The sequence below is a fragment of the Nitrospirota bacterium genome, assembly GCA_016214845.1.
In the GTDB taxonomy this organism is placed as follows: domain Bacteria; phylum Nitrospirota; class Thermodesulfovibrionia; order UBA6902; family UBA6902; genus SURF-23.
The window spans coordinates 169,492-195,780 of sequence record JACRMS010000032.1 but is presented as its reverse complement, the minus strand read 5'-3'; the positions used below and the strand labels follow the sequence as shown (position 1 = coordinate 195,780).

General features: G+C 46.2%; 25 protein-coding genes. 18 read left to right on the top strand and 7 right to left on the bottom strand.

Going from position 1 to position 26,289, the window contains the following annotated elements:
* Positions 1–347: 347 nt before the first annotated feature.
* The 6 genes from ybgF to HZB61_11785 are packed head-to-tail and all read right to left on the bottom strand — an operon-like array spanning position 348 to position 5,026.
* A complete protein-coding gene (ybgF, locus tag HZB61_11810) occupies positions 348–1,340 on the bottom strand; it encodes a tol-pal system protein YbgF (protein MBI5057288.1) in 993 nt (330 codons plus the stop codon).
* Positions 1,341–1,398: 58 nt separating this feature from the next.
* The gene (pal, locus tag HZB61_11805; protein ID MBI5057287.1) at positions 1,399–1,965 is read right to left on the bottom strand and encodes a peptidoglycan-associated lipoprotein Pal; all 567 of its coding nucleotides are present in this window, start codon (positions 1,963–1,965) and stop codon (positions 1,399–1,401) included.
* A gap of 29 nt (positions 1,966–1,994) precedes the next feature.
* The gene (locus HZB61_11800; GenBank protein ID MBI5057286.1) at positions 1,995–3,290 is read right to left on the bottom strand and encodes a PD40 domain-containing protein; all 1,296 of its coding nucleotides are present in this window, start codon (positions 3,288–3,290) and stop codon (positions 1,995–1,997) included.
* Positions 3,287–4,018, bottom strand: coding sequence for a TonB C-terminal domain-containing protein (locus tag HZB61_11795; protein MBI5057285.1), 732 nt, complete (start codon positions 4,016–4,018; stop codon positions 3,287–3,289). Before HZB61_11795 ends, HZB61_11800 begins: the two co-directional genes overlap by 4 nt.
* A complete protein-coding gene (tolR, locus tag HZB61_11790; GenBank protein ID MBI5057284.1) occupies positions 4,015–4,404 on the bottom strand; it encodes a protein TolR in 390 nt (129 codons plus the stop codon). Before tolR ends, HZB61_11795 begins: the two co-directional genes overlap by 4 nt.
* Complete coding sequence (locus HZB61_11785; GenBank protein ID MBI5057283.1) at positions 4,376–5,026, bottom strand: MotA/TolQ/ExbB proton channel family protein; 651 nt, start codon at positions 5,024–5,026, stop codon at positions 4,376–4,378. Before HZB61_11785 ends, tolR begins: the two co-directional genes overlap by 29 nt.
* A 261-nt stretch (positions 5,027–5,287) precedes the next feature.
* Between HZB61_11785 and HZB61_11780 the strand changes: the two genes are divergently transcribed.
* The 16 genes from HZB61_11780 to HZB61_11705 all read left to right on the top strand — a co-directional run bounded on the left by HZB61_11780 (position 5,288) and on the right by HZB61_11705 (position 23,941).
* The gene (locus tag HZB61_11780; protein ID MBI5057282.1) at positions 5,288–5,707 is read left to right on the top strand and encodes a hypothetical protein; all 420 of its coding nucleotides are present in this window, start codon (positions 5,288–5,290) and stop codon (positions 5,705–5,707) included.
* Positions 5,704–6,333 carry a F0F1 ATP synthase subunit B gene (gene atpF / locus HZB61_11775; GenBank protein ID MBI5057281.1) on the top strand — a complete coding sequence of 210 codons (630 nt, stop codon included), beginning with the start codon at positions 5,704–5,706 and terminating at the stop codon, positions 6,331–6,333. Before HZB61_11780 ends, atpF begins: the two co-directional genes overlap by 4 nt.
* Positions 6,330–6,866 (top strand): ATP synthase F1 subunit delta, encoded by a 537-nt coding sequence (atpH, locus tag HZB61_11770; protein MBI5057280.1) that lies wholly within the window; start codon positions 6,330–6,332, stop codon positions 6,864–6,866. Before atpF ends, atpH begins: the two co-directional genes overlap by 4 nt.
* Positions 6,867–6,931: 65 nt before the next feature.
* Complete coding sequence (locus HZB61_11765; protein ID MBI5057279.1) at positions 6,932–8,449, top strand: F0F1 ATP synthase subunit alpha; 1,518 nt, start codon at positions 6,932–6,934, stop codon at positions 8,447–8,449.
* 103 nt (positions 8,450–8,552) lie between these two features.
* On the top strand, positions 8,553–9,431 hold the full coding sequence (gene atpG, locus HZB61_11760; GenBank protein MBI5057278.1) for an ATP synthase F1 subunit gamma: 879 nt from the start codon (positions 8,553–8,555) through the stop codon (positions 9,429–9,431).
* Positions 9,432–9,534: 103 nt separating this feature from the next.
* Positions 9,535–10,947, top strand: a complete 1,413-nt coding sequence (gene atpD / locus HZB61_11755; GenBank protein MBI5057277.1) for a F0F1 ATP synthase subunit beta — start codon at positions 9,535–9,537, stop codon at positions 10,945–10,947.
* Between the two features lie 106 nt (positions 10,948–11,053).
* Positions 11,054–11,455, top strand: coding sequence for a F0F1 ATP synthase subunit epsilon (locus tag HZB61_11750; GenBank protein MBI5057276.1), 402 nt, complete (start codon positions 11,054–11,056; stop codon positions 11,453–11,455).
* A gap of 103 nt (positions 11,456–11,558) precedes the next feature.
* The gene (locus HZB61_11745; GenBank protein MBI5057275.1) at positions 11,559–12,356 is read left to right on the top strand and encodes an acyltransferase; all 798 of its coding nucleotides are present in this window, start codon (positions 11,559–11,561) and stop codon (positions 12,354–12,356) included.
* Between the two features lie 97 nt (positions 12,357–12,453).
* Positions 12,454–12,738, top strand: coding sequence for a GYD domain-containing protein (locus HZB61_11740; protein ID MBI5057274.1), 285 nt, complete (start codon positions 12,454–12,456; stop codon positions 12,736–12,738).
* A gap of 155 nt (positions 12,739–12,893) precedes the next feature.
* Positions 12,894–13,934 (top strand): endolytic transglycosylase MltG, encoded by a 1,041-nt coding sequence (gene mltG / locus HZB61_11735; protein ID MBI5057273.1) that lies wholly within the window; start codon positions 12,894–12,896, stop codon positions 13,932–13,934.
* On the top strand, positions 13,912–14,964 hold the full coding sequence (gene ispG, locus HZB61_11730) for a flavodoxin-dependent (E)-4-hydroxy-3-methylbut-2-enyl-diphosphate synthase (protein MBI5057272.1): 1,053 nt from the start codon (positions 13,912–13,914) through the stop codon (positions 14,962–14,964). Before mltG ends, ispG begins: the two co-directional genes overlap by 23 nt.
* Positions 14,965–15,226: 262 nt before the next feature.
* A complete protein-coding gene (locus HZB61_11725; protein ID MBI5057271.1) occupies positions 15,227–17,908 on the top strand; it encodes a DUF559 domain-containing protein in 2,682 nt (893 codons plus the stop codon).
* Positions 17,909–17,915: 7 nt separating this feature from the next.
* Positions 17,916–19,535 carry a putative DNA binding domain-containing protein gene (locus tag HZB61_11720; protein ID MBI5057270.1) on the top strand — a complete coding sequence of 540 codons (1,620 nt, stop codon included), beginning with the start codon at positions 17,916–17,918 and terminating at the stop codon, positions 19,533–19,535.
* A 156-nt stretch (positions 19,536–19,691) separates the two neighbouring features.
* Positions 19,692–22,406: a DEAD/DEAH box helicase family protein gene (locus HZB61_11715; GenBank protein ID MBI5057269.1), complete on the top strand. Its 2,715-nt coding sequence runs from the start codon at positions 19,692–19,694 to the stop codon at positions 22,404–22,406.
* A gap of 45 nt (positions 22,407–22,451) precedes the next feature.
* The gene (locus HZB61_11710) at positions 22,452–23,312 is read left to right on the top strand and encodes a pantoate--beta-alanine ligase (protein MBI5057268.1); all 861 of its coding nucleotides are present in this window, start codon (positions 22,452–22,454) and stop codon (positions 23,310–23,312) included.
* 95 nt (positions 23,313–23,407) lie between these two features.
* Positions 23,408–23,941, top strand: coding sequence for a hypothetical protein (locus tag HZB61_11705; protein MBI5057267.1), 534 nt, complete (start codon positions 23,408–23,410; stop codon positions 23,939–23,941).
* Between the two features lie 42 nt (positions 23,942–23,983).
* Here the strand turns inward: HZB61_11705 and HZB61_11700 are convergent, their stop codons facing one another.
* Entirely contained in the window at positions 23,984–24,418 is a 435-nt protein-coding gene (locus HZB61_11700; protein ID MBI5057266.1) for a DUF296 domain-containing protein, read from the bottom strand.
* Positions 24,419–24,821: 403 nt separating this feature from the next.
* On the opposite strand from HZB61_11700, the gene HZB61_11695 reads away from it, so the two are divergent.
* Positions 24,822–25,178 (top strand): PEP-CTERM sorting domain-containing protein, encoded by a 357-nt coding sequence (locus HZB61_11695; GenBank protein MBI5057265.1) that lies wholly within the window; start codon positions 24,822–24,824, stop codon positions 25,176–25,178.
* A 192-nt stretch (positions 25,179–25,370) separates the two neighbouring features.
* Positions 25,371–26,213 carry a zinc metalloprotease HtpX gene (gene htpX, locus HZB61_11690; GenBank protein ID MBI5057264.1) on the top strand — a complete coding sequence of 281 codons (843 nt, stop codon included), beginning with the start codon at positions 25,371–25,373 and terminating at the stop codon, positions 26,211–26,213.
* The last annotated feature ends 76 nt before the right edge of the window (positions 26,214–26,289 follow it).

The following is a 26,289-nucleotide window of genomic DNA, read 5'->3' as shown; positions in this document are numbered from 1 at the left end:
GCTCTTGGAAAATGAAAGCTCATAAAGCTAATTCAAAAGGCAAACACGCCTTGCAAGTTTATATTTCCTCTAAACCCGCTTCTCGCCCAAGGGGCCATTTTCCCCTTGCTCTTAAGGGGACATATTGACTTTGCTTAAACAGAAAATAATATTTAACAATAATATTGTGCTAATGATTTGTTCTTGGAGTTAATATTCTTTGCACGCCTCTTTGTTAGCAAAAGAGAGAACTTCATCCCGGACTTTTCACCCTCTTCCCATCACAAAGAGCCCTTTCTTAGAATTAAAAGAAACCGTTAGTACTAAGAATTTGATTGCGAGATTGATATTGGAAATACCAGATGCGGCTACTTCTTTTTTGAAGCGCCTTTGCTGAGTTTCTTTTTTGCGGCCTGGGCCTGTTCGGTGTCGGGGAATTTCTCTATCAGTTTTTCGAGGATTATCTTTCCTGTCTTATCGTCCTTCAATGCATAAAAAGCCAGTCCCTGCTTAAGCAACGCGCCGGGGGCTTTAGTTGTCTTTGGGTTCTTTTTTAAAAGCTCTTCATAGGCGAGGATAGCGTCTTCATAGTTTCCGTCTTTGTAATAGCTCTCGGCTATCCAGAAACGGGCATTGTCCGAATATTCACCTTCAGGATAATCTTTCAACAGCGCGGCGAATTTTTCCCTTGCCGATACGGTCCTGCCGTCTTTGTATTCCTGATATGCCGCCATGTATATGTCTTTCACGTCCGCCTTTTGAGCATCTTTTTTGTCTTCAGGTTTTGCTTCTTCCTTCTTGTCTTCTGAATCTTTTTTCTTGGCATCCTCGGCAGGCTTCACTTCCTCAGGCTTTTTTTCTTCTTCTTTCTTTGCGGCAGGAGGGGGAGTCTCTTTCTCTTCAAGCTTTTTGTTTAAATCGCTGATCACGGTCTCAAGCTCCCTGATCTTCGATGCGAGCTTGGTTCTCTCCGAGATCATTTCCGCTGAGACCTTTTCGGATTGATACCTGGACTCTTCAAAGCGTCCGGTGAGCACCCTGAATTCAGAGGTTATGGACTGGAGCTGGATGGTAAGGTCCGAGACATTTTTTGCCGATAGCTCCTGCGCGGCCTGCAGCTCCCGGACTTCTTTTTCCAATGCGTCAAGCTTTTGCTGTTGGGCCTGGGTCTGCGAGCTTTCTTTAATATCAAGGATCTCAGACTTTAATTCATTCAGGCCGTAGTTCACTTTGCCTACTTCTTCCGTTGTGGCGCATCCGGTGAAAATAAAAACAGAAGACAGAAGACAGAAAAAAGAAAACAGAAGACAGAGGACAGAAGACAGACCGAAGAAAAGCTTTGGCAGATTCTTTAAATTCATATGAAATGTTTTGCAGGGGCGTATTGCGATGCGCCCCTGCATGTTTTGATTAATGTTTTTACTTGCCTGAAGCGACAAAGTGGTCCCTTCTGTTTTTCTGCCAGCATGTTTCATTTTGCTCAGTGCAGATAGGTTTCTCTTCGCCATGAGTCACAACGGAGATCCTTGATGATGACACTCCGAGAGAGGACAGATAATCTCTTGCGGATTTTGCCCTTCTTTCTCCGAGCGCGAGATTGTACTCGTTAGTGCCCCTTTCATCACAGTTCCCTTCAATTGTAATATTGACTTTTGCATTCTGCTTGAGATAAGAAGCGATAGCGTCAAGGGTCGGCCTGCCGTCATCCCTGATGTCGTATTTATCAAAATCAAACAGCACATCTTTTAATATAGCTGCTACATCCGCCGATACCGGGGAGGGCATGGCGGCTTCCTGTGTTTTCTGTTCCTGTTTGGGCGGGACAATTTCTTTGACCACCTCTTTTTTCACTGCCGGCGCTTCAGCCTTGGGCGCTTCCTGTTTTGCAGGTTCTTTTAGCATTGCTTTTTCTTCAGGGGCCACAACCTGTTTTTTCTGGCACCCGATTGCGAGGACCATTAACAGGACAAGCATTAATTTTTTCATAATGTAAACCTCCTTTTAGTTATAAATTTCTATTTTAAATAAGGCGACCATTTCGGCGACATCGCCCTAATGTTTTTGGGCGTGATCCTTCTTTGCTCACCTCCGTTTATCCGCATTATATAAATGCCGCGGCTTCCGTCCCTGTCAGAGTCAAAGGCCAAAAATAAACCGTCGGGAGAAAATGATGGTGTTTCGTTGTTCCCGTCGAAAGTCAATTGCCTGAGCTCCGATGAATCAGATTGTATCATGAAAAGTTGATTTTTGCTATCCTTTTGTCCGACGTAAGCAAGCCATTTGCCGTCAGGGGACCACGCCGGGGAAGTGTTGTATGAACCCTCAAAAGTCATCCTCCTGACAAAGCCGCCGTTTGAATCCATAACGTATATCTGCGGAGAGCCCCCCCTGTCCGATACAAAGGCGATCTTTGAGCCGTCAGGGGAAAATACCGGAGACACGTCTATGCCGAAAGACCTGGTGAGTTTTCTGAGATTGCCGCCGTCTGTACCGGCAACATATATTTCCGAGCTTCCGTCTTTGGAAGAAGAAAAGGACACCTCGTTTTTCGGAGAGACCCCTCCGACAATGTTAAGCCCTTTTGAGGAGAACATCACCTTCTCCCTGAAATCCTGCATGTCCATGTAATATATCGCCCACTTGTTTGCCCTCTCAGCGGAATAAAGCAGCATCTGCCCGTCACCGGACCATGAGTGGCTCGTGGTCAGCCCGCCTGAGATCAATCTTACGGCGTTAGCGCCGTCCCATTCCATTAAGTAGAGCCCCCTGCCTTCCTTTGATGACTGGACAAGATAGGAGATCGCTGTCCTGAAGACGCCGTTGTTGCCGGTAACAATCTTATAGATGTCATTTGAGATGGAGTGGGCTATGGCGCGGCTGTTCTTGCCGATATATTGCTTCTTGAATATTTCCTTGTTCTCGATCAAATCATTTACGGTGCAGGTGACCATTTTTTCCTCTTTGAACTCAACCTCCAACTGCACGGTCATTTCAGCGCCGGGCACATCAGGGTCAAGAAGGGAAAAAATCCCGGTGAAATCAAGGTCGCTCCTGACGATCCACTCGATCTCTTTTGCCTCAAAAGGGCCTTTGGTGGAGACTGATATCGGCAGCTTTTTTATCGCCGGAGATGAAATGTCAATGTAGATCTTTGAAAAGGCAGAAGACAGAAGACAGAACACAGAAAACAGAACACAGGCAAGAGATAAAAAAATTCGTCTGGCAGCAGATATATGTTCTGGCTTCTGGCTTCTGGCTTCTGCCTTCTGATTTCTGACTTCTGTCCTCTGCCTTCTGGCTTCTGGCATCATCTGTGGAACCTCACGACTATTTCATTTTCCTCAGGGTGCGGCGGGAGGGGGCTTGCCTTTAATACCGCGTTTACAGCGGAGCGGTCAAAGAGCGGGTTGCCGGAGGGCTGTTCAATTTTATATGAGACAACCTTTCCGCTTTCATCCATTATAAAGGATATGATCGCTTCAAGGTCCGCGGAATCCGCTTCAGGGTAGACCCATTGATTTTTTATCTTCCTGATGATAATGGCGTAATAAACGTCCCCGCCTATGGATTGCGCGGCGCCCGGAAAGTCCTGTCCCGTTGAAGCGCTTCCCTGGATTTTCTGTCTGATAACGTCTATTCCCTGTGCCCTCTCTTCTTCTTTTTTATTTTTCAGTTTTGAAAGTGAGCTTATCGCGCGGATCCTGTCGATCTCTTTTGTCACTTTTTCTTTTTCAACTTTTTTTTCTGCCAGCCTTTCAATGGCCTCAAGGGACATGTCCGCCTTTGATCGCGGTGTAATCGCCAGGGGAGGTTCTTTTAGCGCGCCTGTTTTACCTTTTGCAGAATCTGCTGTCACGGGGGCCTTTTCTTCCCTGACATCCGCCGGGCCGACAAGATCGACAAAATAAGTTTTATATTCGCTTTCTTTTGTCTTCAGCGGAACGGTCACAACTGCTATGAAGATCAAATGCAAAATAAAGGAGGCGATTATAATGAATTGAAAATTCGGTTCTTTCCCGATGTACTGATGCTGCTTCATTTAATGCGAGCCTTCGGCTCAGTCACCATCCCCAGCTTTTCAATGCCGATCTCTCTCAATTCTCCCATCACAGTAACAACCATTCCGTAGGGGACGTCTTTGTCCGCCTTGAGAAAAACCTCCCTGTCGGTTGCCCTGGACAACCTTGCCTGCAGAGACTCCATCGGCACTGCCGCGTTGTCCAGATATATCTTGCCGTCCTTTTTTACCGTTATGACGATCCTCTCGGTCGGGGTCATCTCCTTTCCTTTGGCCTGGGGGAGATTGACATCAATGCCCTGCTGAAGGAGCGGGGCAGTCACCATAAAGATAATCAGAAGGACGAGCATGACGTCTACAAAAGGAGTGACGTTGATTTCAGAAAGAGCCTGTCTGCGCTTCTCCATGTTTCCTCACAAGATGCTCTATCAATTCACCGGAAAAATCTTCAATCTTGGCTATATTCCTGCGCGTTCTGCTGAGAAAATAGTTGTACGCCACAACTGCCGGTATTGCAGCGGCGAGTCCGGCTGCTGTGGCTATCAGGGCTTCCGCGATACCGGGAGCGACTACCGCAAGAGAGGCGGCGCCTATCCTGCCGATGCCCATGAAGGAATTCATTATCCCCCACACTGTGCCGAAAAGCCCTATGAAAGGCGTGGTCGAACCGGTAGTGGCAAGGAAGGTGAGATATCTTTCAAGGCGGGCTGACTCCGTTGCCTCAACCCTTCTCAGCATCCCCTTTATCTCCTCAATGCCTGCGTCATCTATTGAATACGCGGCCCTGAACAGGTTTGCAAGGGGGCTGACGGCAAGTCTCTTCGTAGACTGATAAAGAGTGTCCCATTGCTTGGCTTTTATAAAAGCCTGGAGAAATTCCTCGGATTCCTTTTCGACTTTTGAAAACAGCCTGAATTTATAAATTATGATCGCCCAGGAGAAAATCGAGAAGGACAACAGTATCAGAAGGATAAACTTTACAACCAGCCCTGCCTTAAGTATAAGTGTTAATACTGTATCGCCGCTCATAGTTCAATCAAAAAAACGCAACTTCTTGACTCCACATCATCTGTTTTCTGTGTGTGCTGTGTGGCCAAAATAAATTTATTGAAAGTTTAAAGGAAAGCGGACAAAAAGTCAAAAGATTCCAGGCGAAATTGCGAGATGATTTATAAAATTCCTAAATATATTTATTCATTCATTGACAAATAATTTATGCTATGGTAATTTTTTGTCCACTTTGTCTTGAGCAACTCTTCAAATTTTTAATCATTAAGATTAGGAGCTTAAATGTTAGAACTCAACAAATGGTTTTTTGCCCAGCTTGCTAACTTTCTGCTGCTCCTTATACTTCTGAACATTATCTTATTCAAACCGCTCCTTCGCCTCTTCAAGGAAAGGGACTCCAGGATCAACGGAGCACTGGACGAAGCCAGGACATTAGATAAAGATAAAGACGGCATCCTCGCTCAGATCGACTCGAAATTAGTTGAAGGAAGGACGAAGGCTAAGTCAACTTTCGAGGCTCTCAGCAAGGAAGGCATTGAAGAACAAAAGAAGTCGCTTGCCGCGGCCCAGAGTTCCGCTGCCGAGCTGAACAGGAAGGCAAAGGACGAGATCGCGTCTTCAACAGAAAAGGCAAGGGCGTCACTGAAATCCGACGTGGAGAATTTTTCAAAACAGATCGTGGAAAAGCTGGTAAAAGCATGAGAAAGTCAGAAGTCAGAAGACAGAAGTCAGAAGTAAAGGCAAAAAAATATCTACTGCTGGTGTTCTGTCTTCTGTTGTCTGTCATCTGTATTCTGTCCTCTGCAGCGGCATTTGCCTCCGAAGGCGGAGAGCACGCGGAACAGGCATTCACCTGGAAGGACTGGTTCTGGCCGGTCATTAATTTCGCGTTTCTCGTGGCCATACTTGTTTATTTTGCGCGTAAACCTTTTGCGGAATATTTCAAAAAGCGCACAGAGCTGATCGAAAAGTCTCTCAAGGAAGCGACAGAGGCAAAAGAGCTTGCGCAGAAGACGCTCAATGAGGTCCGCGCAAGGCTCGGAAATACAGACCGTGAGATAGAAGAAATAATTGCCTCCGCGAAAAAGGCGGGAGAGAAGGAAAAAGAATTGATCATTGCCGAGGGAGAGAAGATGAAGGAGAAGATCCTCGAACAGGCAAAGACGAATATTGATTTCGAGCTTCAGAAGGCAAAAGACAAATTAAAATCCGAGGCTGCGGCGATGGCGCTGGACCTTGCGGAGAAACAGATAAAAGAAAAACTCGGGCAGAAAGAGCAGGAAGCTTTAATAAACGATTATATAAAAAGGCTTGAGGCTAAGAATTGAATAAGAACCAGATCGCAAGAAAATACAGCAAGGCGTTGATCAGCAACATTGAACTTTCAAAGATACCGCTTGTAATAGAGGAATTAAAGGCGTTCTCAAAGCTTGTTGACGCCAACAGAAAACTTAAACTGCTGTTTGCGGGCATGATATTCTCGGAAGATGAAAAAGGCAGGGCCTTAAGCGCGCTGTTTCCAAGCCTCAAGTTTTCCGCTGATACCGAGAAGTACCTGAAACTGCTCGTCTTGCATGGACATCTCGCGGCGATCAGGGAAATCATTGTTGCGGCGGTAAATGCGTACAACGAGAAACAGAAGAAGGCGACCGCTGTGGTCATATCTTCAGTGCCGCTTGATAAGAATTACACCGACAGACTCAAGAATGCCCTCAAGGCAATGACACAGAGGGAGATCGATATTGAGAGCCAGGTGGACCCTTCGCTGCTTGGCGGTTTTGTTGTCAGGGTGGGCAGCACAATTTACGACAGCAGTCTAAAAGGCCAGCTCCGTTTATTGCGGGCTGAGTTGTTAAGATAAAAATAATTTAAAGCTGATAGCTGACAGCCAATAGCTATTAGCCACTTGATACACGGGGGTGTTTGATGGCAATTTCAGAGCTTAAAGCTGACGAGATAAGTGAGCTGATAAAAAAACAGATTACTGATTTTGAGAAACGCGTTGACGTAAGCGAAGTCGGGACGGTCATCAAAGTCGGTGACGGTATCGCGAAGATATACGGCCTTGACAAGTGCATGGCCTCAGAACTTCTCGAATTTCCCAATAATGTATTCGGGATGGCGCTTAACCTTGAGACAGATTCAGTCGGCGCCGTTCTATTCGGCGAGGACACTCTTATAAAAGAAGGCGATATTGTTAAACGCACGGGGAAGATCATGTCTGTCCCCGTCGGAGAAGCGCTGTTAGGCAGGGTTGTTAATGCTATCGGCCAGCCTATTGATGGAAAAGGACCGATCAACTCAACAGAGAGCAGGATAGTTGATGTCGTGGCCCCCGGTATCATTGACAGGCAGCCGGTCCGCCAGCCCCTTCAGACAGGTCTTAAAGCGGTAGACGCGATGATCCCGGTTGGAAGGGGACAGAGAGAGCTTATCATCGGCGACCGTCAGACTGGGAAAACCGCGATAGGCGTTGACGCCATTATCAACCAGAAAGGCGGAGACGTTTTATGTATATATGTCGCAGTCGGGCAGAAGCGTTCAAACGTTGTGCGTGTTGCCAAGAAGCTCGAAGAAGAAGGCGCGCTGGCACATACGATCATCGTTTCCGCAACAGCGAGCGAACCTTCACCTTTGCAGTACATCGCTCCTTACACAGGCTGCGCGATGGGAGAATATTTCAGGGACAAGGGCAAACATGCGCTGATAATATATGACGATCTCAGTAAACAGGCAACGGCATACAGACAGCTTTCGCTCCTGCTCAGGCGTCCCCCGGGACGTGAGGCGTTCCCCGGAGACGTTTTCTATTTACATTCGAGGCTCCTTGAAAGGGCCGCAAAGCTTTCCGATAAATTAGGCGGCGGCTCTCTTACGGCGCTCCCGATCATTGAGACACAGGCCGGCGACGTTTCGGGTTACATTCCGACAAACGTTATTTCAATCACCGATGGTCAGATATACCTTGAGCCGGAGCTTTTCTACGCCGGTGTAAGACCCGCCGTTAACGTTGGTCTTTCGGTCAGCCGTGTCGGCGGCGCTGCACAGACAAAGGCAATGAAGCAGGTTGCCGGAACTCTGAGACTCGACCTTGCGCAGTTCAGGGAAATGGCGGCATTCGCCCAATTCGGTTCCGATCTCGACAAAGCGACTCTCAAACAGATCGAGCGCGGCAAGAGAATGGTTGAACTCCTCAAGCAAAACCAGTATGTCCCGATGACCATGCAGGACCAGGTCATTGTCCTGTTTGCAGGCACACAGGGTTTTCTCGATGACATCCCGGTTGAAGCCATTAAGAAATTTGAGGAGGAATTCGTGAAATTCATACGAGGCACAAAGGACGAGCTTCGCAAAGAACTCGCTGAGAAAAAGGCAATCGATGACAGCCTCAAGGCAAAACTGGTCCAGGCGATAGAAGAATTCAAGAAAGGATTTCAAGCATAAGGACTGTAGCAAGTAGTTAGTAGATAAGTAGTTAAGGGAAAACAGAACATAGCCTCTCCCCTTAACTACTAACTACCGGCTACTAACTACCTTTAAAGAAAATATGGCTACTTTAAGAGACATTAAAAAAAGAATAAAGGCAGTTCAGAATACCCAGAAAATTACCAAGGCCATGAAAATGGTGTCTGCGGCAAAGCTGAGGAAGGTACAGAACAGGATGCTGGATCTGCGGCCTTACGCTGACAAGATGCAGGATGTCCTCATGAGTCTTGCCAAAGGCGCTGACAGGGAAGCGCATCCCCTGCTGGCCTTCAGGCCCAGGAAGACTGTGGAGGTGCTGGTCATTACTTCCGACAGAGGCCTGTGCGGCGCTTTCAATACGAATATTCTTAAAGCAGCGCAGAAGTGTATTGACGGTTTCAAGAAAGACGGATTTGAAGTCAGCATAAGCACCGTCGGTAAAAAAGCAAGGGACTACTTTAAAAGAAGAGGGGTCGCTATGCGAAACTCCTGGACAGGCATCTCAGGAAGCGTGAGCTTTACAAATGCCCAGGAGATTGCAGTCAACATTAAAGATAATTTTATAAATGAAACTTTCGATGAAGTTACAGTGGTATATAATGCGTTCAAATCAATGGTGGCGCAGACAGTGACGGTGGCGCAGCTTCTCCCATTGGCCCCCGTTGATGAGGGGAAAGAAGGGTCCGCCGAATCCGCAACAGCCGATTTTATTTATGAGCCTTCCATGGAGGCGATCTTTGACAGGCTTATACCACGAAATGTAGATATACAGATTTACAGGGCGCTCCTTGAAAGCTCTGCATCTGAAGAGGCCGCGAGGATGTCCGCCATGGAAAACGCGACTCAGAGCTGTAGTGAAATGGTCGGCACGCTCACGCTTCAGTTCAACAAGGCCAGACAGGCATCTATTACAGGCGAGCTCATGGACATAGTCGGCGGCGTCGAGGCATTAAAAGGATGAAAAACAGGGATTAGGGATTAGGGATTAGGGATTGGTTTTTACTAACCCCTAACCCCCAACAACCGACCCCTTCTTTAATAAAAGATAATGGAGGACATAGATCATGAATGAAGGTAAAGTTGCTCAGGTCATCGGGGCCGTTGTTGATGTTGAATTTGAAGATAAAATGCCTGAAATTTTAAATGCGCTTAAGATCGCACAGCCGGGTGATTCGGCAAAAGGTATTCCCGACATCAATATAACACTTGAGGTCGCGGCCCACCTTGGCGATAACATGGTGAGGACCGTTGCAATGTCCGCAACCGACGGACTTGTCAGAGGGACAAAGGCTGTTGATACAGGTCAACCGATCACAGTTCCTGTCGGAGCAAAAACGCTCGGAAGGATCATGAATGTTATCGGTGAATCCGTTGATCAGTTGGGGCCGATAGAATCAAAGGACCGGCTGCCGATCCACAGGGAATCCCCTCATTTTACCGAGCAGGACACCTCGACCCAGGTATTTGAGACTGGCGTCAAGGTTTTTGACCTTCTCGTTCCGTTTGTTAAAGGCGGAAAGATGGGAATGTTCGGCGGAGCCGGTGTCGGCAAGACAGTTGTTATTATGGAAATGATCCACAACATTGCCATGGTCCACGGCGGCGTGTCGGTGTTTGCAGGCGTCGGTGAGAGGACCAGAGAAGGAAATGACCTCTACCTTGAAATGAAGGAGGGAGGCGTTCTCGAAAAAACAGCCCTCATCTACGGCCAGATGAATGAGCCGCCCGGAGCAAGGGCGAGGGTCGCACTTTCAGCGCTTACCGTTGCCGAATACTTCAGAGACGAGGGACAGGACGTTCTTATCTTCCTTGACAATATATTCAGATATACACTTGCGGGCGCGGAGCTTTCAGCGCTTCTTGGAAGAATGCCTTCAGCGGTCGGATACCAGCCTACACTCGGAACCGACATGGGTGTGCTGCAGGAAAGGATCACGTCAACAAATAAAGGCGCTATTACATCGATGCAGGCCATTTACGTCCCTGCTGATGACCTTACTGACCCTGCTGTTGCTACGGCATTTACACACCTTGACGGTACGGTCGTTCTTTCAAGAGGTATTTCAGAGCTTGGTATTTACCCTGCTGTTGATCCCCTTGACTCAACATCAAGGATACTCGACCCGCTTATTCTTGGTGAAGAACACTATAAGGTTGCAAGACAGGTCCAGATAGTCCTCCAGAGATATAAGGAGCTGCAGGATATCATCGCAATTCTCGGAATGGAAGAGCTTTCTGAAGACGATAAATTATTAGTTGCGCGCGCAAGGAAACTTCAGAGGTTCCTGAGCCAGCCCTTCCACGTTGCTGAGACTTTTACAGGGACCCCCGGCAAGTACGTAAAACTTGCGGATACCATTAAGGGATTCAAGGCCGTTGTTGAAGGCAAATACGACGACCTGCCCGAGCAGGCATTTTACATGGTCGGCGGCATAGAGGAAGTTGAAGAAAAGGCCAAGAAACTGGCCGGAGCATAAAAGAAAGTGAGAAGTTAAAAGTAAGAAGTGAGAAGTAACAGGAAAAAGCCATGACTTCTCATTTCCCACTTCCTACTTCTTACTTGCTAATACAAAGAGGATATAAATGGCTGAAAAACTTAAATTAGATATCGTTACACCGTATGGTCATATTTTTACCGATGAAGTCGATGAGATAGTCGCCGCCGGCAGTGAAGGCGAATTTGGTGTCCTTCCTGACCATGTGCCTTTTCTTACCACGCTTAAGGTCGGGATGCTGACCTATAAAAAAGGCGGCGAGACCGGATACTTTTTTATCAGCGGGGGATATTCAGAGGTCGGCCCGGACAGCGTTACCATACTTGCCGACAGCGCGGAACGATCAGATTCTATTGATATTGAAAGGGCCAAAGCCGCTATGAAAAGGGCGGAGGAACGGCTTAAACAGGCGGAAAAATTCGACCAGGCCCGCGCAACTTCTGCACTCGAACGCGCGATAACGAGAATACAAGTCGCTGAGAAAAAGTAAAACGGGATTCATATCAATAAGCAAGGGGCGGTTTAAGGACCGCCCTTTTTTGTTTTTCAGAGGTCATTAGACAATCTTTTCTTATTGATGTTATGTTAATTTTATGAAAGCAGGCTTCTATCAATTCAACCCGGCATTCGGCAAGAGGGAAGATAACATCCGCAAGGTTGTGTCCGCCGTAAAAAATGCTGAAGTTGACCTCCTTGTGCTTCCGGAGTTTTTTGCAACAGGCTATCAATTCATTTCCCCTGACGAGGTGGCGGAGCTTGCCGAGCCCGTGCCTGACGGCCATACAACAGAGGCGCTTTCGGAGCTTTCGCGCGAAAGAAGAATATTTGCAGCAGCAGGCCTTCCTGAGCGGCATGGAGACAAGTTTTATAATTCAGCCATTCTCACAGGGCCGCAAGGCTTCATCGGCGTATACCGGAAGACGCATCTCTTCTTCGAGGAGAATCTCTATTTCACGCCGGGCGACACGGGTTTCAAAGTCTGGAATACTGAAATAGGACGCATCGGCATCATGATATGCTTTGACTGGTTTTTCCCTGAAGCCATGAGGTCGCTCGCGCTTTCAGGCGCGGAGGTTGTCGCGCATCCATCGAATTTAATCCTTCCTCATTGTCCTGATTCCATGCCGGTGCGGGCTCTTGAAAACAGGGTCTATTCTATAACTGCCAACAGGACAGGTGTTGAGAACAGGAAGGCCGGACAGTCTCTCAGGTTCATCGGCAAGAGCGAGATCGTTTCGCCAAAAGGCGAGGTCCTGGTAAGAGCGCCTGAAAACGAAGAGGTTTTAATGGCCGCGGAAATTAATCCTGATACAGCGAAGGACAAGACCCTCAATCCGTTCAACGACCTCTTTAAAGACAGAAGGCCGGAGCATTACAAGCCATTGTCTTAATCCGGACCAGATAAAAAAATAATCCCTTGACAGCCGGTGCGAATCATAATATATATAAGGTAATAGGGAAAATCTTATATATATAAAAGGAGGAATCATGGCTATTTATGTTGCGTTAAGCACCCTGACTGATGACGGAAGGAAGACACTCAAGAACCATCCCGACAGGGTCAAAGAGGTAAACAAGGAAATTGAGGCAATGGGGATCAAAGTGCTGGGCCAGTATGCCCTGCTCGGTCCTTATGATTTTGTGACCCTTCTCGATGCCCCAAGCAATGAGGCTGTACTGAAGATGTCTGTTGATCTCGGCTCGCGCGGCACTGTCCAGTTAATGACCATGCCTGCCCTCTCCGTTGACGCTTTTGTGAAATCCCTCAAGTAAGTAAAAACCGTAATCCGTAAAGCGTGATGCGTAATCGGAAAGAAAGCCCATCACGCATTACGGATTACTCATCACGATTCCACTTTGTGCCGCTGACACTGATCAACTGACACGGGTTTACTTTTATCTTTTCATTCTGGCATCCTTATAAAACCATGAAAAGATATTTTCAGAGCCTGGCGGAAGCTGTTGCCGTTCTCCTTATCTTTGCCTTTCTTGCAGCAATAATAATCTATATTAATCTGGTGACGCCCCTTTCAACTGAAGAGAAATGGCAGGAGATCAGGGTCCCCGAAGGGGCGACCTTCTCTCAGGCGATTACCATTTTGAAAAACGAGGGCATCATTGAAAACCGGATAACCCTGATATTGCTTGGCAGGGTGACCATGCAGGACAGAAAGCTCAGGCCCGGCTATTACAATCTCAGCGCCTCCATGACGCCGCTGCAGATCTTCGACAACCTTATTAAAGGACGGTCCATACACTTCACAATAACGATACCGGAAGGAAACGCGCTTGAAGACATACGGGTGAAACTGAAAGAAGCCGGACTTATCAATTATGATTCATGGAGGCTTGTTTACAGTAAAGATTTCATGAATTCCCTCGGCATAAACGCCCCGAGCCTTGAGGGCTACCTGTTCCCTGATACGTACATATTTGCAAAAGGGACGGAGCCGTCAACGATCTTCAAGACAATGGTCCAGCGCCTGCGTGAGAATCTTGACCCTTCTCTCATGCAGAGGGCGAGAGGGCTGGGCTTGAGTGAAAACGAGGTCCTGACCCTCGCCTCGATTATCGAAAAGGAGGCTTATCTCGACGAGGAGAGGCCGCTCATATCAGCGGTCTGTCATAACCGTCTGAAGAAAAAGATGAAACTTCAGGTGGACCCCACCGTCATTTACGGGATCCATACCTGTTTAAGCTGCATAACAAAAGAGGACCTGAAAAGGAAAACCCCTTACAACACTTATGTGATAGAGGGACTGCCTCCGGGGCCCATTGCGTCTCCGGGACTAAAATCCATCAAGGCCGCGCTTAATCCGGCCAATGTCAACTACCTGTATTTCGTAGCAAAGAATGACGGCAGCCATTTTTTCTCCCGGACAAACGCGGAGCATTCACTGGCGGTCTTGAATTATCAGCGCAATAGGGGAAATAATCCTTCTCAAAATGTCGAAGAAAAAACCAACTAAACAAATAACCCTTGGCGGAATTAAGATCGGCGGGGGCGCTCCTGTCATAGTCCAGTCCATGACAAAGACAGACACGCGCGATGTGTCTTCAACCGTATCGCAGATTAAAAAACTCGAAACCGCAGGCTGCGAGATCGTCAGGGTTGCAGTCCTGAATTCCGATGCAGCAAAGGCGATAAAGGCGATAAAGAAAAAGATAAAGGTCCCTCTCATAGCTGACGTGCATTTTGACCACAGGCTTGCCCTTGAGGCGATGAAAAGCGGCGCGGACGGGCTAAGGATAAATCCCGGCAATATCGGCAGCAGGGAAAAGGTGCGGGAAGTCGTCATCGCTGCAAAGGACAGAGGCGTTCCCATAAGGATCGGCGTCAACGCAGGCTCGCTTGAAAAGGAGCTTTTGAAAAAGTATAAACATCCTACCCCGCAGGCGCTTGTTGAAAGCGCGGGCAGGCATATTAAAATTCTTGAGGACCTGAAATTCACCGCGATCAAAGTCTCTCTCAAGGCATCTGATGTCATGAAGACAGTTGATGCATATAGATTGTTCTCCAAAACATACCGCTATCCCCTCCACATCGGAATATCAGAGGCGGGACCTGCCTTTCAGGGCACGATAAAGAGCGCGGTGGGATTAGGCATACTTCTCTCAGAAGGCATCGGAGATACAATGAGAGTTTCACTAACCGCAGACCCGGTTGAAGAGGTGAGGGTCGCATACGAGATCTTAAAGTCCCTTCACTTGCGCCAGGCCGGCCCGGAGATCATCTCCTGCCCTACATGCGGACGCTGTCAGATAAATCTCAGGGGGATTATCGGGAAGGTCGAGGAGGGTTTATTGAAAATCAAGAAGCCCCTGAAAGTCGCTGTAATGGGCTGCGTTGTAAACGGCCCCGGCGAGGCGCGCGAAGCCGACATCGGCATTGCCGGAGGAAAAGGCATGGGCATTCTCTTTAAACACGGCAAGGTGGTGAAGACGCTCAAAGAGAAAGATCTGTTCAGCACCCTGATGCGGGAAGTAAAGAAGCTGTGAGAATAATTTTTAAGGGTCTCATAATGATCTGTACACTGCTTAGGGGCGTCATTCCCGCAATCTGTTGAGCGGGAATCCATCTCGGGCATGACGGACAAAGGCTGAAGTCCACTATCCTTTATCTCTGATAATCCGCAATACCCGTCATCTGTTTCATTAAATATTTTCAATGAAAAAATGCTGTACGTTAGTATAAAATTAGCAGTGTAGCCGGGACTGAATGAAGGGACAAATTTTAAGTAGTATCTCAAAATAAATTATTATGAAACTCACTGACAACGAAAAGCGCGAGATACTGAAGCTGATAGAGGCCGGCAAGCCTCTGCCGGAGAAGTACCGCTTCCTGCTTTTTGACGACAAGCGAGAGGTGGAGCTTGTCTGGAACGGGAAGACCAATGAGGTCTGCAATATCGTTCTGCCCTTTCAGGTGATCGAGCAGGTGGATGAGCCGCGCAAAACCCCCTCTGACTCCCCCTTGTCAGGGGGAGAGCAAGGCTTTCTTTTCGATACGAGGGGACGGCAGAAGTCAGGCTGGACGAACAAACTTATCTGGGGCGATAACAAGCTCATTCTATCATCATTGAAGAACGGCCCTCTCCGTGATGAGGTCGACAAGCAGGGCGGCATCAAGCTCATCTACATAGACCCGCCGTTTGATGTGGGCGCGGACTTTTCGATGGATATTGAGATCGGCGATGAGACCTTTACCAAGAAACCGAATGTGCTGGAAGAGCTTGCCTACCGTGACACATGGGGCAAAGGCGCGGACAGCTTTATCGCAATGATTTATGAACGGCTCTCTCTCATGCGGGATTTGTTAGCGGAGGATGGGAGTATTTATGTGCATTGTGACTGGAGAATGAATGGATATGTCAGATTGATAATGAGTGAAATATTCGGTGAATCAAATTATATAAATGAACTAACTTGGAAAAGAGCGGATTCACACTCTGATTCAAAAGAAAAATATTCAATAGTTACTGATAATATCTTTTTTTATTCTAAAAACAATGACCATGTTTGGCATCCTCAATATATCCCACTTCCTGAAAAGACTGTCGATAACTGGTATAAAAATGTAGAAGAAAATACTGGCCGGAAATATAATCTTGCAGATTGTTCAAGCCCTAATCCTCGACCTAACATGATGTATATTTACAAAGGAGTTAAGAGTCCAGTTAATGGGTGGAGGTATTCCCTTGAGAAAATGCAAGAATTAGATAGAAAGGGATTATTATATATAACCGACAAAACAATAAAGTTAAAAAGATACTTAGATGAAAGCAAGGGAGTCTTGGTTTCAAATTTATGGCAAGACATTTCTCAAATACGCGGGTATGGTAACAGCAAAGAAACTATAGAGTACCCTACCCAAAAACCCGAAGCACTCCTCGAACGCATCATCAACGCCTCATCTAACGAAAATGGCATTGTTGCCGACTTCTTCTGCGGTTCTGGCACTACGCTTGCTGTTGCTGAAAAACTTGGGCGTAAGTGGATAGGCTCTGACCTTGGCAAGTTCGCCATTCACACAACACGCAAGCGCATGATTGGCGTTCAGCGGCAGATGAAGGAAGAGGGTAAGGACTTCCGCGCCTTTGAAATACTCAATCTCGGCAAATACGAACGGGCGCATTACATCGGCGTAAATGTAAACTTGAGAGAAGAAGAGAAGCAGAAACAGCTTGAGCAAAAGGAGAAGGACTTTATTAACCTCATCCTCCATGCCTATCGCGCGGAGACGATTGAGAACTTCAGATGCTTTCAGGGCAAAAAGGCAGGACGTATGGTTGCCGTAGGGCCGGTCAACCTGCCAGTGACAAGACTCTTTGTTGAAGAGGTCATACTTGAGTGCCGCTCCAAGCGCATCTCCCGCGTTGACATCCTCGCATTTGAGTTTGAGATGGGACTGTTCCCGAATATTCAGGAAGAGGCAAAGTCAAAGGGCATAGACCTTGCCATGAAATACATCCCCCGCGAGGTCTTTGACAAACGGGCGGTAGAGAAGAACCAGGTGGTCTTTCATGATGTGTCGTTCATAGAGGTAAAGCCGCATGTGTTATGCCCCCCTGATAAGGGGGGGAAGGGGGGTTTTATTCCTTACAACTCTGAGCTTACTCAAAAAGCTCAGGAGAACCGGAAGAATCCAACCCCGGCTGAAAAAAAACTATGGTATGAAGCATTACAGGACAAACGATTAAATCATCTGAAGTTTACCCGCCAGAAACCATTAGACAAATACATTGTTGATTTTTATTGCGCTGAATTGATGCTGGCAATTGAGATTGATGGCGACTCACATGCCAAACAGTCGGGTTACGATCTAATACGCACAGAACGGCTTGCTCAGTTTGGGATTGAAGTAATCCGCTATACCAATCACGAGGTATTAGAAAACATTCAAGGGGTGTACTCTGACTTGCTTGAAAAAATAGAGCGTAGAAGACAAAATATTAAACCCCCTAAATCCCCCTTATCAGGGGGACTTTCTCAAATTGCAGTAGAGCTTACCGACTTCTCCGTCTACTACTCGCAGGACAGCATAGACAATGCAGCAGCAAGCCTGAAAAACGGCGCGAATAAAATTGTTGTCGAGCAGGGCAAGATCGTAAAGGTCATTAAGGACAAAGACGGCATTGTCACCAAAGAGGTCCTTACCAAAAACTGGACAGACTGGATAGACTACTGGAGCGTGGATTTTAACTTTGAAAGCAAGCGGGAGATCGTCAGGGTAAAGAAAGACGAGACCAATGAAATTGAAGAAGTCTGGACCGGCGACTTTGTATTTGAAAACGAATGGCAGAGCTTCCGCACAAAGAAAGACCGCACACTCGAACTGAAGACCCCTTTTCACGAATGCCCGAAGGGACGCTATAAGATCGCCGTCAAGGTCGTGGACATATTCGGCAATGATACGATGAAGATCGTGGAGGTGGGGGTGTGAGGGTGGCATGACGACAGTGGAAGAGTTTGCCCGATTGCTTGAGCAACCGGAGAAGGAAAATTTAGAATTTAAAACAGCAAAAAACACTTTCAGCCGTGACAAAGACCTTCCGGATTATTGCGCTGCACTTGCCAATGAAGGGGGCGGGAAGTTGATTCTTGGCGTAAACAACAATCGGGAGATTGTCGGTTCAAAGGTCTTTGAAGGGACCTATAACACGCTATCTAATGATCTGCTTGCAAAGATCAGGATACGAATTGATGTTGAAGAATTAATACACCCCAAGGGTCGTGTCCTGATATTCCACGTGCCTTCCCGACCCATAGGGCAGGCAATACGTTCAACCGGTAATTATCACTATCCAATGCGTGCCGGGGAATCACTGGTTGAAATGGACCAGATTACATTAAAAAGAATTCTAAACGAAGCTGACACTGATTTTTCTGCCCGGATTGTGGAAGGGTTAAGATTTGAAGACCTCGATGAAAAAGCAATAGAGAACTTCAAAAGACGCTGGGCTGAGAAGGCGAAGCGTAGCGACTATTTGTCTTTTTCAAGCGAGAAGACATTGAGTTCCAATGGGTTACTGACTGATAATGGACTGAATTATGCGAGCGTGGTTCTTTTTGGAAAGGAAGAAACGCTTGATGAGTTGCTGCCGGGATGTGAACTGATATTTGAATGGCGACAGGATGCAAAGAAAACAGCCCACGATTTCCGAAAGATTTGGCGTGAACCGTTTTTTAATATTTGTGATGAAATTTGGGAAACTATCAATGCCAGAAATATCCGAATGCCGTTTCAGGAGGGTCTGTTTCAGCGTGAAATTTATGCCTTTAGCGAAAAGCCTGTTCGCGAAGCCATACTTAATGCTGTAGCGCATAGAGATTATACAATCAGAAATCAGTCAGTTTTCATAAAGGCATCGCCGGAAGCTTTTATAATTGAAAGTCCCGGCGGCCTTCCTCCCGGCATTACAATTGAAAACATCCGTCATAAAACGTATTGGAGAAACCGGCGTATTGCTGAAACATTTGAAAAGGCCGCACTGGTCGAGCGTTCAGGACAGGGGATGGATGATATCTTTGAACTTACCATCAAAGAGGGCAAAGGTTTGCCTGATCTGTCCAGAAGTGATACATTTTCCGTTTGCCTTCAAATCCCGGCCCAGGTCAAAGACAAAAACTTTATTTTGTTTCTTGAAAAAATTATTAATGAAAAGCAGGCCATTCTTTCTAACGATGAAATTTGCGAATTGGAGAAGATACGTGAAAACCAGCCGGTGGTAAATGTAGAGAGCAAGAACAAATTTTTAGATATTGGTGTAATAGAACAGGTAGGTAAGACTAAAGGAGCAAAGTACATTCTCTCTCATAAGTATTATGCACATGAAGGGAAGGTTGGCATCCATACCAAGTTGGCAGGCATTTCACGAGAAAAATATAAGGAATTGATTATCAAACATTTGCGAAAGAATAAAGGCTATCGCCGTGACCTGCAAGATGCTTTCCCGGAATTAGACACGATGACAATATCCAACTTTTTACAGGAACTGAAACGAGATAAGAAAATTAGATTTACAGGATCGTCATCGTCAAAGAAAGGATACTGGGAACTTTTAAATTAAATCTATTTTAAATGTAATTTTTGCATTGGAATTAAATTGCATACTAAAAACAATATGTTAGTTTCAATCTAATTAAATCTATTTACATGAAAACTAATTTAAAACAAGCTATGGGATTACATCTTGTCCGATGGGTTGAACTCAGTAAATAACATTATGGCAATACATCCTTCATTTCCAAATTCACCCTATGAAATCCTTCATCCCGACATCCGCTGGTTTCCGGCTGATGAGGCCCTTCGGGAATCAAGCTACGGCAAGCTCCTGCCCCCGCTGGTCAACAAAATACGGAGGGATGTAAAGCAATGGCGTGATTCCGGTTATGAAGGGGCGACCGAAACAAGCAAGGCACTCCTTTGCTGGTGGTTTAAGACAGAACACATTGTGCCCTATCCCCCTCAATCCCCCCTTGATAAGGGGGGAACTAAAGGGGGGTATGAATTCCGCTATTACTTCGCTCAGCGTGAAGCTATCGAGACCGTTATCTATCTTTATGAAGTCGTTAAGGTCAAGGACAAATATGACCTGATCCGTTACGATTCGTCAGGCGCGGTATCGGCAGGGATGTTCGATGAGGACTGGCTCCGTCTTGTAATAAAGATGGCAACCGGAAGCGGCAAGACAAAGGTCATGAGTCTCATAGTTACATGGTGTTATTTTCATAAGCTCTATGAGCCGGACTCAAAGCTGTCAACAAACTTCCTCATCATTGCGCCCAATATTATTGTCCTTGACCGTCTGCGAGCCGACTTTGACGGGCTCAGGGTTTTCTTTGATGATCCGCTTTTGCCTGATAATGGCTATGAGGGCAGAAACTGGCAGGACGATTTTCAACTGACCCTGCATATTCAGGATGATGTGTCCATTATCCGCAAGACCGGCAATATCTTTCTCACAAACATTCACCGTGTGTATGCCGGAGATGACATTGAGCCGAACTTTGACGACGAAGACCTGACGGATTACTTTCTTGGCAAAAGACCTACGGGGAAAACTACTGATTCAAAGGTTGACCTCGGTGTTATTGTCCGTGAGATTGACGAGCTTATTGTTATCAATGATGAGGCGCACCATATCCACGACAATCGTCTGGCGTGGTTCAAATCCATCGAAGACATACACAACCGCCTGAAGCAGAAAGACCACTTTCTTTCTCTACAGATAGATGTAACGGCGACTCCCAAACACAATAACGGAGCGATCTTCGTGCAGACGGTTTCGGACTATCCGCTCGTTGAGGCGATTACGCAGAATGTGGTCAAGCATCCTGTATTGCCGGATGCGGCAAGCCGGGCGAAACTTCAGGAGCGCCAAAGCTCACGCTATACGGAAAAATACGCAGACTATGTTGCGCTTGGTGTGGAAGAATGGCGCAAGGCATCTACTGAACATGAGAAGATGGGTAAAAAGTCTGTGCTCTTCATAATGACTGATGACACAAAAAACTGCGATGATGTGGCAGAACATCTTGAGAATACCTATCCTGATTTCAAAGATGCCGTGCTTGTTATTCATACAAACAACAACGGGGACATATCTGAGGCTGATTCTAAAAAGTCCAAAGAGGAACTTGAAAAGCTGAGAAAGGCCTCTAATAAGATTGACGGAATGGAAAGCCCATTTAAGGTGATTGTCTCAGTTCTCATGCTTAAGGAAGGCTGGGATGTAAGGAATGTAACGACAATAGTCGGCTTGAGGGCATATGCCGCAAAGAGCAATATCCTTCCGGAGCAGACCCTTGGCAGGGGATTGAGAAGGATGTATCCGGGAACTGATACAACAGAGTATGTAAGCGTTGTCGGAACCAATGCCTTTATGGATTTTGTGGAGTCAATCCAGAGCGAGGGCGTTGAGCTTGAGCGCAAGCCGATGGGAGAAGGCACTGCTGCAAAGGCTCCGATCATAATTGAGATAGACAATGAAAACAGGAAAAAGGACATTGACGGACTTGATATAGAGATCCCTGTGCTTTCTCCAAGGATTTACCGGGAATATAAAAATCTTAAAGAGCTTGAGCCGGCATTGTTTGGCACAAGGAAAGTGCAATATAGGCAATTTTCAGAAGAGGAAAAAAGGGAGATTGTTTTTAAAGATATAACAACCGGAGAGATTACCCACACGACATATCTTGACTCGGCAATGGCTGCTGACTACAGGAGCGTAATTGGTTACTTTGCGCAGACCATTATGAAAGACCTCCGGCTGATAAGCGGCTATGATGTGCTTTATGGAAAAGTTAAAACCTTTATAGCCGAATATCTATTTGATAGACGGGTGGATATTGATGACTTGAACACAATTCGCAATCTCTCTGAGCTTGAAGCAACCAAGACCATAATCGAGACATTCAAGAAAAAGATAAATGAGCTTACAGTTGTTGATAAAGGAAGCGCCGAGATACGGGACTATATTAAATTGCGACAGACAAGGCCGTTTGTTGTAAAAGACCAGGGCTTTCTTGTTCCTCAAAAAAGCATATTCAACAAAATCATCGGAGACAGCCGTCTGGAACTTCTTTTTGCATCATTCCTTGAGCAATGCCCTGACATTGTCTCTTACGCAAAGAACTATCTTGCCGTTCATTTCAGGCTCGACTATGTGACTGCCGACGGCAGCATATCAAATTACTACCCGGACTTTATAGTCAAAGCTAATGAAAAGGAGATATATGTTGTAGAGACTAAGGGCCTTGAAGACCTCGATGTGCCTTTGAAGATAGAGAGGCTGAAAAACTGGTGCGCTGACATCAATGCTTCACAAAAAAGATACAAGTATGATTTTGTCTTTGTGGATGAAGAAGACTTTGAAAGGTACAAGCCGGACAGCTTTGAAAAGTTGGTAAAGAATTTCAGAAAATATAAGGAAGGTTGAGCGAAGACCCTGCCGAATATTTTGGGGTTAAGGGTAGAACTTGCTATGCAACTCATTAAAACTATAAAAGACATGCAGGCGCTCAGCAGGGAATTAAAGGCAGAGCGCAAGTCCCTCGGTTTTGTCCCTACGATGGGGGCGCTTCATGAGGGACATTTGAGCCTCGTCAGTCGTTCGATAGACGAAAATGATTTTACCGTTGTCAGTATATTTGTGAATCCCACTCAGTTCGGGCCGAATGAGGATTTCAAAAAGTATCCGCGTGACACGGAAGGGGATTTGCAGAAACTCTCCCCTTTTCAAGTCAACGCTGTCTTTCTTCCTGATTCCGCGGAGATGTATCCGGCAGGCTTTTCCACTTCGATCAACATTGGCAATATTGGAACAATACTGTGCGGCGCGTCAAGGCCGGGACATTTCAACGGCGTTGCAACGGTTGTCGCAAAGCTTTTCAATGTCGTTATGCCGGACAGGGCGTATTTCGGGCAGAAGGATTTTCAGCAGACTGTTGTTATTATAAAACTGGCAAGGGAAGTAAACTTTGCCATCGATATTATTGTCTGCCCGACAGTCAGGGAACCTGACGGGCTTGCCATGAGTTCAAGGAACACATACTTGAATAGTGAAGAAAGAAAGGCGGCCCTGATCTTGTATAAAGCGCTGAAGCTTGGGGAGGAGCTTATTGTTTCCAATGGCATTGTTAATGCGGTATTGATCAAAGAGGAACTGAGAAGGCTCATTCACACAGAACCGCTTGCAGTCATGGACTACGTCGAGATAGTTGCCGCTGATCTTGGAGAAGTGGAAAAAATCAAATTGCCTGTGGCAATATGTCTTGCAGTGAAGTTTGGAAAGACAAGATTGATCGATAATATAATTGTCGACAGCCTTCAGCAGAAGTCCTGACCTGTCACCCTGAAACTTGTTTCAGGGTCTCATGGTAATTCCTGTAACAATTAGATGCTGAAATCAATTCAGCATGACAACTCACGATATTTTTTATGACTGAAAAAAAAGCACAGCCCGAACTGTTTCAGGACTCTTCAAAAGCGCCTCTTCCGTTAAAAGAGCGCAAGGCGGAGATAATCCCGCTTGCAAAACAGTTCATTAAATTGTCAGAAGTACAGCTCGGCACCGCGCATAAGGAACTATCAAAAGAGATAGAAGAGCATCTTGTGATATACGACTGGCCCGGCGGGGAAAAAGAACTTGAGACCGCTGTAAAAAGGGCATGCATACTTTCGGATGAAACGGTACTTCAGATAGAAGATTTTGATTTTAAGCAGAGGCAGGCAAAATCCATCGGGAGATTTGTCGAGGTCCGGCTTAAAAGCTTCATGAAGAATATTAACCGTTTTGAAAAATTCAACCTCTATGACATGGTAATACCTGAAGTGGAAAAATCGCTGATTGTAATGGTTTTGAAAGAGACAAAAGGCAACCAGATCAAGGCAGCAAAGATACTCGGCATCAACCGCAACACATTGAGAAGCAAGATAGGAACACTGAAGATAAAATTAAAAGATTTGAAGTAGGGGCTGGTTTTAAACCAGCCCGCCCCTGCAAGACCATAATTTTTACAATTTCAACAGCACCAAACCGGTGACGGGGTCGAGTTCTCTCGTAGCGGTAATCCCCTCCATCTCAATTATCACCGCCTCAAGCACAAGGAAGGTCTCCGATTGTTCCCTGAGGCATCCGACCTTCACCATGTCCTTCTTGCCGAAGGCCCCATGAAAATGTACTTTCGGTTCGTCACCCTGCCAGAAGATGGTCCCAAGTCCAACGACCTCATGACATTCGCCAAGGGTTTTCCAAACCGGTTTCGGCGGCACTTCATCTGTTTCAGGTCCGACAACAATTCTCCCTTCACGCATTCCGCCCACGAGGTAGAAAATTCCGGCCCTGATATTTTCCGCCTTTGCAAGGCTTACAAGATTCGCAAGCACATCGTCATGATCTTCAAATTTTGCCACAAGGACCCGTCCGGGTTTACCAGTCTGGTATTTCATTCAGCCTCCTCAAAAGATTTTTTTCAGGCACTAAGTTTTATAACATAAAGAAATTATATTTTACAGCACGCAGATTAGTTTTAATTATTCCACCAGTCGTCCGAGTCAACTCATAGATTTACTTCTTCCCAGTATCTTTAAATAAATCAGAATGTCAACTTGATTTACACATAATAATGGGGTTTGAATTATAACTACTTGTTTCTTCATTGAAAGTTAACTGTAAACCTTGTCGATGTCGATTTTCATTACAGTTTTGTCGGAATAGTTTACCCTATTTCGCTTTCTTGTTTTTATGTTTCTTGTAAAATCAGATGGTTACAGTTAAGCACAAATATTGCATTTAGTTAAATCAGGAAAAGCGAAACGCTAACTTTGAAATAAATTAAATATGGAGGCAACAATGAAAAAACATTTTACAATTTGTGGGGTATTAGTTATAAGCCTCATTTTGCTACCCGTACTTAGCTTTGGAACGTCTATATCGTTTGATAACTACTCTTCACACAGTGGCCATGACTCGCACAACGATCATGACTCAGACAATGATCATGACTCAGACAATGATCATGACTCAGACAATGATCATGACTCAGACAGCAATCATGATTCCCACAACGATCATGATTGCCTCTTGGACTCACCTTCACATGATGAAACTTCTCAAGGCAGTACCACAGTCCCTGAACCAAGCACCCTGGTACTCCTTGGCAGTGGGCTTTTAGGTCTTGGCATTTACAGAAAAAAATTAAAGAAATAAAATTATTATAAAAATACCGCTTACCAGATAACGGAAGGTCCAATCAGATCTTCCGTTATATTTTTTCGTGCTGTTCACTTCGCATTATTTCCTCAATAATCTCTTCCAACCTGGAATATCGCGATTATTGCTTTGGCATAAACTTTGAGTTAGAATAGAATCAAATTTCGAGATTTCCGGAGGGACAAATAAATGAACACACTTAAAACAATGTCTCTGATGGTCGGTCTTACGCTCGTCCTTGTATGGGCAGGGGCCGCGCTTGGAGGCAGATCAGGCATGACAATGGCGCTTATATTCGCCTTGATGATAAACCTGTTTTCCTACTGGTTCAGCGACAAGATAGTGTTGAAGATGTACAGGGCAAAGGAGGTAACTGAAAATGAAGCGCCTGAGCTTTACTCAATAGTAAGAAGGCTCTCGCAGAAGGCGGAACTTCCGATGCCGAAGGTTTATATAATGGAGCAGGACCAGCCGAATGCCTTTGCCACAGGAAGAAATCCTGAACATGCGGCAGTTGCTGTGACAACGGGCATAATGAGGATACTGAGCAGGGAAGAGCTTGAAGGAGTTATCGGGCATGAGCTTGCTCATGTAAAACACAGGGACATCCTGATCAGCACAATCGCTGCGACAATTGCAGGCGCAATAAGTTATCTCGCGCAGATGGCGCAGTGGGCCATGATATTCGGAGGCGGCAGGCGCGACGACGATGATGGAGGAAGTCCGATAGCTGCGATTGTGATGATGATCGTCGGCCCGATTGCGGCGATGCTCATACAGATGGCTATATCACGTTCGAGAGAATACTTGGCAGATGAGGGCGGCGCGAGGATCGCGGGAAATCCGAGATATCTCGCAGGCGCATTAAAGAAACTGAACATGGCGTCACAGAGAATACCAATGGAGGCGCAGCCTGCAACGGCCCATATGTTCATTGTCAATCCGCTTACAGGCGGCGGGCTGATGAAACTGTTCAGCACGCATCCGCCGATTGAAGAGAGGATTGAAAGACTCGAAGCAATGGCAAGATAACGTTTGATGACCGGCACAGGATTCAGGATACAAAATGTATTCTGGATCCTGTTTTTTTGTTTTCAATCAGTCATTC

What these genes read in the sequence shown, in the direction of transcription:
- HZB61_11785 (MBI5057283.1), bottom strand. Translation starts at nt 5,026, where the DNA reads ATGAGCGGCGATACAGTATTAACACTTATACTTAAGGCAGGGCTGGTT.
- atpG (MBI5057278.1), top strand. Translation starts at nt 8,553, where the DNA reads ATGGCTACTTTAAGAGACATTAAAAAAAGAATAAAGGCAGTTCAGAAT.
- atpF (MBI5057281.1), top strand. Translation starts at nt 5,704, where the DNA reads ATGAGAAAGTCAGAAGTCAGAAGACAGAAGTCAGAAGTAAAGGCAAAA.
- HZB61_11795 (MBI5057285.1), bottom strand. Translation starts at nt 4,018, where the DNA reads ATGAAGCAGCATCAGTACATCGGGAAAGAACCGAATTTTCAATTCATT.
- HZB61_11800 (MBI5057286.1), bottom strand. Translation starts at nt 3,290, where the DNA reads ATGATGCCAGAAGCCAGAAGGCAGAGGACAGAAGTCAGAAATCAGAAG.
- HZB61_11725 (MBI5057271.1), top strand. Translation starts at nt 15,227, where the DNA reads ATGAAACTCACTGACAACGAAAAGCGCGAGATACTGAAGCTGATAGAG.
- tolR (MBI5057284.1), bottom strand. Translation starts at nt 4,404, where the DNA reads ATGGAGAAGCGCAGACAGGCTCTTTCTGAAATCAACGTCACTCCTTTT.
- HZB61_11700 (MBI5057266.1), bottom strand. Translation starts at nt 24,418, where the DNA reads ATGAAATACCAGACTGGTAAACCCGGACGGGTCCTTGTGGCAAAATTT.
- ybgF (MBI5057288.1), bottom strand. Translation starts at nt 1,340, where the DNA reads ATGAATTTAAAGAATCTGCCAAAGCTTTTCTTCGGTCTGTCTTCTGTC.
- HZB61_11710 (MBI5057268.1), top strand. Translation starts at nt 22,452, where the DNA reads ATGCAACTCATTAAAACTATAAAAGACATGCAGGCGCTCAGCAGGGAA.
- HZB61_11715 (MBI5057269.1), top strand. Translation starts at nt 19,692, where the DNA reads ATGGCAATACATCCTTCATTTCCAAATTCACCCTATGAAATCCTTCAT.
- HZB61_11745 (MBI5057275.1), top strand. Translation starts at nt 11,559, where the DNA reads ATGAAAGCAGGCTTCTATCAATTCAACCCGGCATTCGGCAAGAGGGAA.
- HZB61_11720 (MBI5057270.1), top strand. Translation starts at nt 17,916, where the DNA reads ATGACGACAGTGGAAGAGTTTGCCCGATTGCTTGAGCAACCGGAGAAG.
- HZB61_11750 (MBI5057276.1), top strand. Translation starts at nt 11,054, where the DNA reads ATGGCTGAAAAACTTAAATTAGATATCGTTACACCGTATGGTCATATT.
- HZB61_11780 (MBI5057282.1), top strand. Translation starts at nt 5,288, where the DNA reads ATGTTAGAACTCAACAAATGGTTTTTTGCCCAGCTTGCTAACTTTCTG.
- ispG (MBI5057272.1), top strand. Translation starts at nt 13,912, where the DNA reads ATGTCGAAGAAAAAACCAACTAAACAAATAACCCTTGGCGGAATTAAG.
- pal (MBI5057287.1), bottom strand. Translation starts at nt 1,965, where the DNA reads ATGAAAAAATTAATGCTTGTCCTGTTAATGGTCCTCGCAATCGGGTGC.
- HZB61_11765 (MBI5057279.1), top strand. Translation starts at nt 6,932, where the DNA reads ATGGCAATTTCAGAGCTTAAAGCTGACGAGATAAGTGAGCTGATAAAA.
- HZB61_11740 (MBI5057274.1), top strand. Translation starts at nt 12,454, where the DNA reads ATGGCTATTTATGTTGCGTTAAGCACCCTGACTGATGACGGAAGGAAG.
- atpD (MBI5057277.1), top strand. Translation starts at nt 9,535, where the DNA reads ATGAATGAAGGTAAAGTTGCTCAGGTCATCGGGGCCGTTGTTGATGTT.
- htpX (MBI5057264.1), top strand. Translation starts at nt 25,371, where the DNA reads ATGAACACACTTAAAACAATGTCTCTGATGGTCGGTCTTACGCTCGTC.
- mltG (MBI5057273.1), top strand. Translation starts at nt 12,894, where the DNA reads ATGAAAAGATATTTTCAGAGCCTGGCGGAAGCTGTTGCCGTTCTCCTT.
- HZB61_11695 (MBI5057265.1), top strand. Translation starts at nt 24,822, where the DNA reads ATGAAAAAACATTTTACAATTTGTGGGGTATTAGTTATAAGCCTCATT.
- HZB61_11705 (MBI5057267.1), top strand. Translation starts at nt 23,408, where the DNA reads ATGACTGAAAAAAAAGCACAGCCCGAACTGTTTCAGGACTCTTCAAAA.